Below are 7,527 nucleotides of genomic sequence, written 5' to 3' on the forward strand. Positions count from 1 at the left end.
GCCGGACCAGGCGCCCGAGGCCCGCCCCGCAACGCAGCCCGATGCCGCACCCGCGCCGAATCCGAACCGCGCCGCCGAGCCCGCCGCAGAGGCCCCGGCCGCCGGCGATGCCGCGCCGCGCGCCAACCCGCAGCGTGAGGTGCCTCCTGCCGCCGACGCTCCGGCGGAGCCGCGTCCGAACGCACGCCCTGCCGCGCAGAACGACCAGCAGCCGGCGGATGCCACTGAACAACCCGTCGGAAGCGACCTCGACGCCCTGACCGAGCAGTTGCGCGCGCAGGAGCAGGGCGAGCAGCCCGCAGCCGACCCGGCCGCGACGGCCGATGCACCTGCGGAACCCGCAGCGCCTGCGGCTCAGGGTGGCCTGACCCTGGCGACCGGTGCAACGCAGGTCGAACGCGCTGGCGCCCTGCCGGGTCTGGCCGGAGTGCTGACGCAGGAGGTTCAGGGTGGCCTGGACACTTCGGCGCTGACCTGTCTGGACGGCAGCGCGTTCCCCTGCGCGGATGGCGGTCGTGCGATGACCCCGAACGGCGTCGTCGTCGAGACCAATGAGGCGGGCGAGCTGCGCCTGGCCCCGACCGAGGCGCAGATGTACCGCGTCGGCCAGAACGGAGAGATGATCCGTCGCGCCGCCGAAGAGGACACCGTTGAGACCGAGGCATCGCGCGAGGCCGCTCAGGCGACCACACCGGCCACCGCGGCGGCGCTGGACGCAGCCGATGGATCGGGCGAGATCACCGAGCAGCAGGTGACCGAGGAAAACGCCCGGTCGTCGTCCGAGGACTTCACCACCAGCCTGCGCGATGCGCTGGCGGGCGCCACCGGTCAGCCTGCACCGCAGGCCGAGGAGGAGGACGACGACAACCGCCTGCGCAACGCTCTGCTGCTGGGTCTAGGCGCCGTGGCTGTCGGGTCCTATCTGAACAACAACCGCCAGGTTGCGTTGTCCGCGCCGGACCGCGTCGTTGTCACCCGCGCCGATGGCAGCCAGGAGGTAATCAAGGACGAGGTCGCCCTGCTGCGCCAGCCCGGCTCGACCGTGCAGACCGAGAACTTCGACGACGGTTCGTCGCGTACCATCGTGACGCGTCAGGACGGCAGCCGCGTTGTGACCATCCGTGACGCGAACCTGCAGGTTCTGCGCCGCACCCTGGTCAGCGCCGACGGCACGACCACGCAGCTGATCGACGACACCGCCGACGTGCAGCCCGTCGATATCGGCGCCCTGCCCGCCCCCGCCCCCGTCCAGACCGGCAATGCGCCCCTGAACGAGGATCAGCTGCGCGAGGCCCTGCTGCGCGAGGCGAATGTCGACCGCCGATTCACGCTGTCCCAGATCCGCAACATCCCCGAGGTGCGGGCGCTGGTGGCGCCGGTCAACATCGACGCGATCACCTTCGATACCGGCTCTGCCGCGATCCGGTCGGATCAGGCGCAGCAGTTGCAGGGTCTGGGTCGTGCGATCCAGGACCAGATCGCCCAGAACCCGCAGGAGATCTTCATGATCGAGGGTCATACCGATACGGTCGGGTCGGACGCCGCCAACCTGGCGCTGTCGGACCGTCGTGCGGAGTCGGTGGCGCTGGCACTGACCGAGTACTTTGACGTGCCGCCGGAGAACCTGGTGACCCAAGGCTATGGCGAGCAGTTCCTGCGCGTCCGTGCCGAGGGCGACATCCGCGACAACCGTCGCGCCTCGGTCCGCCGGATCACCGACCTGCTGGCGCAGTAAGCGCACCCACGAAACGACGAGGGCCCCGGCATCGCGCCGGGGCCTTTTTCACGTCCTGCCCTCAGTCCGCGGCCAGGAAACCGCCGGACTGGCGATGCCACAGCCGGGCGTACAGGCCGTCGCGTTCCAGCAGTTCGGCATGGCTGCCCTGTTCGACGATCCGGCCCTGGTCCATGACCACCAGCCGGTCCATCGCGGCGATGGTGGACAGGCGATGCGCGATGGCGATGACCGTCTTGCCCTGCATCAGTGCCTCCAGCCGGGACTGGATCGCGGCCTCGACCTCGCTGTCCAGGGCGCTTGTGGCCTCGTCCAGGATCAGGATCGGCGCGTTCTTCAACGCGACCCGCGCGATGGCGATGCGCTGGCGCTGGCCGCCCGACAGCTTGACGCCGCGTTCGCCCACATGGGCATCCAGTCCCTGCCGTCCCTGGCTGTCGGACAGGGACGGGACGAACCCGTCCGCCTCGGCCATGCGCAGGGCGTGGTCGATCTGATCCGAGGTCGCGTCGGGGCGGCCATAGGCGATGTTCTCGCGCACCGACCGGTGCAGCAGCGAACTGTCCTGCGTGACCACGCCGATGGCCGCGCGCAGGCTGTCCTGGGTCACCTGCGCGATGTCCTGGCCGTCGATGGTGATGCGCCCCGCGTCGATGTCGTGAAAGCGCAGCAGCAGATTGATCAGCGTCGATTTTCCCGCGCCCGACCGGCCCACCAAGCCCACCCGTTCACCGGGCCGCAGATGCAGCGTCAGGTCGTCCAGCACCGCCATCGGCTGCGCCCCCGCAGCACCGCCATAGCGGAAGGTGACGTTGTCGAACCGCACCGCCGCCGGACCGGGCAGCAGCGGCTGCGCCCCCGGCGCGTCGCGCACCTCTCGTGGCAGGGACAGGCTGGTGATACCGTCGCGCACGGTGCCGATATTTTCGAACAGGGCGGCGAATTCCCACATGATCCAGTGCGACATGTTGTTCAGCCGCAGGGCCAGCGGCACCGCGATGGCCACCGCCCCGACCGCGATCAGCCCCTGCGTCCACAGCCACAGCCCAAGCCCGGCCACCGCCGCGACCAGCCAGACGTTCAGCAGGTTCAGCACCATGTCCTGCAGGCTGGACAGGCGCATCTGCGCGTGGACGGTGCCCAGGAACCGGTGCATGCCCTGGTGCATCCACGCCTCCTCCCGGTCGGAATGAGAGAACAGCTTGACCGTCGCGATGTTGGTATAGCTGTCGACGATGCGTCCGGTCATCGCACTGCGGGCATCGGCCTGCTCCTGCGCCACGCGGCCAAGGCGCGGCACGACATACCACAGCAGCGCGCCGTAGGCCGCGGCCCAGACCAGGAAGGGCAAGGCCAGACGCCAGTCCTGGCTGGCGGCCAGCACCATCGCGCCCAGGAAATAGATCAGCACATAGCTGCCCACGTCCATGATCTTCATGGACACCTCGCGCACGGCCAGCGCGGTCTGCATCAGGCGCTGCGCGATGCGGCCCGCGAATTCGTCCTGGAAGTAGCCGACCGACTGGCGCAGCAGCCAACGATGCGCCTGCCAGCGGATGCGCTGCGGGAAATTGCCCATCAGCGACTGGTGCAGGACCAGCGATGTCACCACGTTCAACGCCGGCATCACCACCAGCAGCACCAGCGCCATCAGCGCGATGCTGCCGCCATGACGGTCCCAGAAGACCTCTCGCGGGGTGTCGGCCAACTGGTCGATCAGCTGCCCCAGCCAGCCGAACAGCGCCACCTCGATCAGCGCGATCAGGCCCGATCCCACGGCCAGCAGCACCAGCCAGGGCAGCGTGCCGCGGCTGTAATGCAGCACGAACCGCCACAGACCCGACGGGGGCATGGTCGGGGTCTGGTCGGGATAGGGGTCGATGCGTCGTTCGAACCAGGCGAACATGGGGATGTCCTCCGCTGCTGAAGGGGCCGCAGTGCTGACCCGGACCGCCCGCAAAGTCAAGCGCGCAGGGGTGATCTTTGCCCTCGCGATGGAACGGGGCGGGCCGGGGATCGTTGGTCATCCAGCACCATCAGAAAGGCCGTATCATGACCATGAATTCCCTCAAGGACCTGTATCTGGACCAGCTGCAGGACCTGTATTCCGCCTGCAAGCAGTCCATGCCCGTCGTGACCGAGATGGGTCGCGTCGCCAAGTCGCGCGAACTGGCCGAGGCGCTGATCGCCGGCAACGAAGGCATCGCCCGCGGCATGGAGCATCTGGCGACGCTGTGCAGCCAGCACGGCGTCGACCCTACCGGAGAGCACTGCAAGGGCATGGAAGGTCTGGTGACCGAGGCGCGCAAGCACGCGCTGCAGGCCGATTTCGGTGATGACGACGTCCGCGACGCGGCCATCATCACCCAGTACCAGCGCCTGACCCATTACGCGATCGCGGGCTATGGCTGCGTGCGCAGCTTTGCCAACCGCCTGGATCTGGATGCCGATGGCGGCGTGCTGCAGGAATGCCTGGAGAGCACCCGCGACGGCGACAAGCACATGACCCGCATCGCCGAGGGCGGCGTCAACCAGAAGGCCGCCAACGGCTGATCCACTACGACCGCCCGGAGGACATCCCCGGGCGGTCGTATTTTTCAGATCGTGCCCGCGGCCATTTCCTTGGCAATATGGTCGGCCTGACGGATCGCCAGCGCGACGATGGTCAGGGTCGGGTTTTCCGCCGCGCCCGTCGTGAACTGGCTGCCATCGGACACGAACAGGTTCGCGATGTCGTGCGTCTGCCCCCATTTGTTGACCACGCCGTCCTCCGGCCGCTCCGACATGCGGTTGGTCCCAAGGTTGTGCGTGGACGGATAGGGAGGCGTCGGCAGGGTCCGCGTGGCCCCCATCGCCCGGTACATCGCCTGCCCCCGTTCATAGGCGTGATTGCGCATCGCCACGTCGTTGGGATGGTCGCTGAAGTTCACGTTGGCGACCTTCAGGCCGAACTTGTCGACCGTGTCCGACAGGGTGACGCGGTTCGTCTCCTGCGGCATGTCCTCTCCGACGATCCACAGCCCGGCCATGTATTCGTACTGGTCCAAGGCGGTCGTGAACTCTCGCCCCCACCGCCCGGGGTCCAGGAAGGCCGCCATGAAGGGCAAGCCCAAGGACAGGGTCTCCAGCTCGTATCCGCCGACGAAGCCGCGGGAAGGATCGTGGCGCGCCTCGTCCTGCATGATGCCGGCCATGGTCGTGCCCCGCCACATGCGCACGGGTTTTTCGAAGATGCCATAGACCGACCCGGTCGTGTGGCGCATGTAGTTGCGTCCCACCTGACCGCTGCTGTTGGCCAGACCGTCGGGGAACATCTCGCTGGCGGAATTCAGCAGCAGCCGCGGGCTTTCAAAGCTGTTGCCCGCCACCGCCACGATGCGCGCGGCCTGGAACTGCAGGGCGCCGTCCTTGTCGAAATACTCGACCCCGGTCACGCGGCCCTGGTCGTTGTGCAGGATGCGGGCCACATGGGCGTGGTCGCGGACCTCAAGGTTGCCGGTCGCCTCGCCCTTGGGGATGTCGGTATAGGCGGCCGACCACTTGGCGCCCCATTTGCAGCCCTGGAAACAGAACCCCGTCTGCTGGCAGGCCGGCCGTTCGTCGTTGTCGATGCTGTTGATCGCCATGCGCCCGGTCGAGACCTCGGTATAGCCGACGGCCTTGGCCCCCGCCTCGAACACCTTGTAGTTGTTGCTGCCCGGCAGGCCCGGAAAGTCGCCGGTCCGGGTCACGGCCAGCTTGGCCTCGGCCTTCTCGTACCAGGGCGCCATCTCGGCCGCGTCGATGGGCCAGTCCAGCAGGTTCGCCCCCTCGACCGCGCCATAGGTGGTCAGGGCCTTCCATTCATGCTCCTGGAACCGGATCGAGGCGCCCGCCCAATGAGTCGTGGTGCCGCCGACCGCCTTGACGATCCAGGCGGGCAAGCCGCTGAAATCCTTGGCCACGCGCCAGTCGCCGCTGGTCGTGCGCGGATCGGTCCAGGCCAGCTGGCCAAAGCTTTCCCATTCGTCGTTGATATAGTCTTCGGGCAGATAGCGCCCGCCCGCCTCCAGCGCCACGACCTTGACGCCCTTCTGCGCCAGTTCGTTGGCCAGCACGCCGCCGCCCGCGCCGGTGCCGATGATGACGACCACGCTGTCGTCGGTCAGTTCGAATTTCGCTGCCGTAGCCATGATCCGCCCCCTTACAGCCAGTCGATGTCGTCAAAGCCACGATAGATGTAGCCGCCCTGGGAGAAGCTCTCTCCCTCATAGCCGAAGATCGGCCAGACCTCTTTCTGGTTGTAGAGACCGGTCACCAGCCCGCCCCGGACGGTCTGGAAGAACGCGCTGTCCTCCATCCCGCGCAGGATCGCCACGCGGTCCTGCTCCCACCCGATCGAGACATAGTCGTCATGCCCGGCCGCCTGCGCGGCGGCGTCCAGCGCGGCGATGCCCTCGGCCACCATGGGCTGGTTCTCGGCGGTGTCGTATCCCTTGATCGCGATCGCATAAAAACGGTCGCCCACGCGGTCATGCGGATAGATGTCGCGGGCCATTTGCAGCAGCGTGGCCATCTCGTGCTCGCTGATCGCGGTCACCTCGACGGCCCAGGCCGCGTCGGGTGCCGCGATGAAGCCTGTGCCGGCCACTGCCAGCGCGCCGACCGCGACGGCCCGCGACAGCAGCGCCCGACGGGTCAGGCCCTTGGTCGTTGGTTCAGACATGGGTTCCTCCTCCCTTGATGTGGTCCCGCGCCCCCTCCCAAGGGCGCGGCAGGCTGATCAGCTGTAGCGGCCGCCCCGCTGCAGGACCTCGATCTCGTATCCGTCCGGGTCCTTGATAAAGAAGAAGCGGGCGATCACCTCGCCGCCCGGCGCGAAATCGACCAGCTTGCGAGGGGCAAAGCCGATCTCCTCCAACCGGGCGTGGGTCGCGTCGACATCGTCGACCGAAAAGGCCACGTGCCCATAGCCGTCGCCCAGATCATAGGGCTCGGTGCGACCCTTGTTGACGGTCAGCTCCAGCTCGGTCCCGCTTTCGCCATTGGACAGGTAGATCAGCGTGAATTTCTCGAAATCCAGCCGCTCAGCCACCTTCAGTCCAAAGCAGCGGTCATAGAAATCGACCGAGGCCGCCTCGTCCAGAACGCGGATCATCGAGTGGATGTACTTGGCCATCTGGCCCTCCCTGCACGTGTCTTGCCTGATCGAGGCTAGGGGCTTGGGGACGGGCCGGGTAGTATCGGATTACTACAGCGAAAATATTCGCGTCACTCTGCGGCGATAGCCGGGGCGACGTCGTCCTCGCCCAGATAGATCGTGCAGGCGCAGCGCAGCAGCGAGGTGAAGTTCCGCGCCTCTCCGTGCAACTCCAGCACTTCGGCGTGCAGCTTGGAGATGAAGGCGGGCGTCGTCACGCCTTCGCGGGCGGCGATGCGGTCCAAGATGCACCAGAATGCACGCTCCAGCCGGATCGAAGTCGACTGGCCGTTCAGGCGCAAACGGCGGGTGACGGTCTCGTAGCGGTCCGGGTGCTGCCCGGCAAAGATCTGGCACATCAGCTTGATCTTGTCCTGTTCCTGACCTTCAGTCTCGCGCGCGGCCCCGCTTCGGTCAACGCGACTTTTTGGTCATGTCATCCATATTGCCACCGTCGCCAGACACAAACGACAAGGGCCACCCCGAAGGGTGGCCCTGTCCGCCGCGATATCCCCGAAAGGATCATCCGGCAGCATCAGCGTTCCTTGGCCCGTTCGGGCCCTGGATCACTTGATGATCTTGGAGACGACGCCTGCGCCGACGGTGCGGCCGC

At 67.3% G+C, this 7,527-nt stretch carries 7 protein-coding genes; 2 read left to right on the forward strand and 5 right to left on the reverse strand.

Features of this window, described 5'->3' with window-relative positions; genetic code table 11:
• On the forward strand, positions 1-1,735 hold a 1,735-nt coding region (locus FHD67_RS19470; protein WP_139599764.1), incomplete at its 5' end, for an OmpA family protein.
• Positions 1,736-1,796: 61 nt separating this feature from the next.
• Here FHD67_RS19470 and FHD67_RS19475 read toward each other — a convergent pair.
• Positions 1,797-3,641: an ABC transporter ATP-binding protein gene (locus FHD67_RS19475; RefSeq protein ID WP_046001348.1), complete on the reverse strand. Its 1,845-nt coding sequence runs from the start codon at positions 3,639-3,641 to the stop codon at positions 1,797-1,799.
• A 146-nt stretch (positions 3,642-3,787) separates the two neighbouring features.
• Here FHD67_RS19475 and FHD67_RS19480 point away from each other — a divergent pair, with 146 nt between their 5' ends.
• The gene (locus FHD67_RS19480; RefSeq protein WP_046001347.1) at positions 3,788-4,288 is read left to right on the forward strand and encodes a ferritin-like domain-containing protein; all 501 of its coding nucleotides are present in this window, start codon (positions 3,788-3,790) and stop codon (positions 4,286-4,288) included.
• A 44-nt stretch (positions 4,289-4,332) separates the two neighbouring features.
• Here FHD67_RS19480 and FHD67_RS19485 read toward each other — a convergent pair whose 3' ends face one another.
• From FHD67_RS19485 to FHD67_RS19500, 4 genes are all read right to left on the reverse strand, one after another.
• Complete coding sequence (locus tag FHD67_RS19485; protein ID WP_139599765.1) at positions 4,333-5,907, reverse strand: GMC family oxidoreductase; 1,575 nt, start codon at positions 5,905-5,907, stop codon at positions 4,333-4,335.
• An 11-nt stretch (positions 5,908-5,918) separates the two neighbouring features.
• Complete coding sequence (locus FHD67_RS19490; RefSeq protein WP_139599766.1) at positions 5,919-6,440, reverse strand: Twin-arginine translocation pathway signal; 522 nt, start codon at positions 6,438-6,440, stop codon at positions 5,919-5,921.
• Between the two features lie 57 nt (positions 6,441-6,497).
• Entirely contained in the window at positions 6,498-6,893 is a 396-nt protein-coding gene (locus FHD67_RS19495) for a VOC family protein (protein WP_045983085.1), read from the reverse strand.
• A 92-nt stretch (positions 6,894-6,985) separates the two neighbouring features.
• Complete coding sequence (locus FHD67_RS19500) at positions 6,986-7,273, reverse strand: ribbon-helix-helix domain-containing protein (RefSeq protein ID WP_046001342.1); 288 nt, start codon at positions 7,271-7,273, stop codon at positions 6,986-6,988.
• Positions 7,274-7,527 lie beyond the last annotated feature (254 nt).

Source organism: Paracoccus haeundaensis, assembly GCF_006239215.1.
GTDB classification, from domain to species: domain Bacteria; phylum Pseudomonadota; class Alphaproteobacteria; order Rhodobacterales; family Rhodobacteraceae; genus Paracoccus; species Paracoccus marcusii.

Excerpts from the sequence above, each read along its gene's own strand:
- FHD67_RS19490 (WP_139599766.1), bottom strand. The coding sequence starts at position 6,440 with ATGTCTGAACCAACGACCAAGGGCCTGACCCGTCGGGCGCTGCTGTCG.
- FHD67_RS19500 (WP_046001342.1), bottom strand. The coding sequence starts at position 7,273 with ATGTGCCAGATCTTTGCCGGGCAGCACCCGGACCGCTACGAGACCGTC.
- FHD67_RS19485 (WP_139599765.1), bottom strand. The coding sequence starts at position 5,907 with ATGGCTACGGCAGCGAAATTCGAACTGACCGACGACAGCGTGGTCGTC.
- FHD67_RS19475 (WP_046001348.1), bottom strand. The coding sequence starts at position 3,641 with ATGTTCGCCTGGTTCGAACGACGCATCGACCCCTATCCCGACCAGACC.
- FHD67_RS19480 (WP_046001347.1), top strand. The coding sequence starts at position 3,788 with ATGACCATGAATTCCCTCAAGGACCTGTATCTGGACCAGCTGCAGGAC.
- FHD67_RS19495 (WP_045983085.1), bottom strand. The coding sequence starts at position 6,893 with ATGGCCAAGTACATCCACTCGATGATCCGCGTTCTGGACGAGGCGGCC.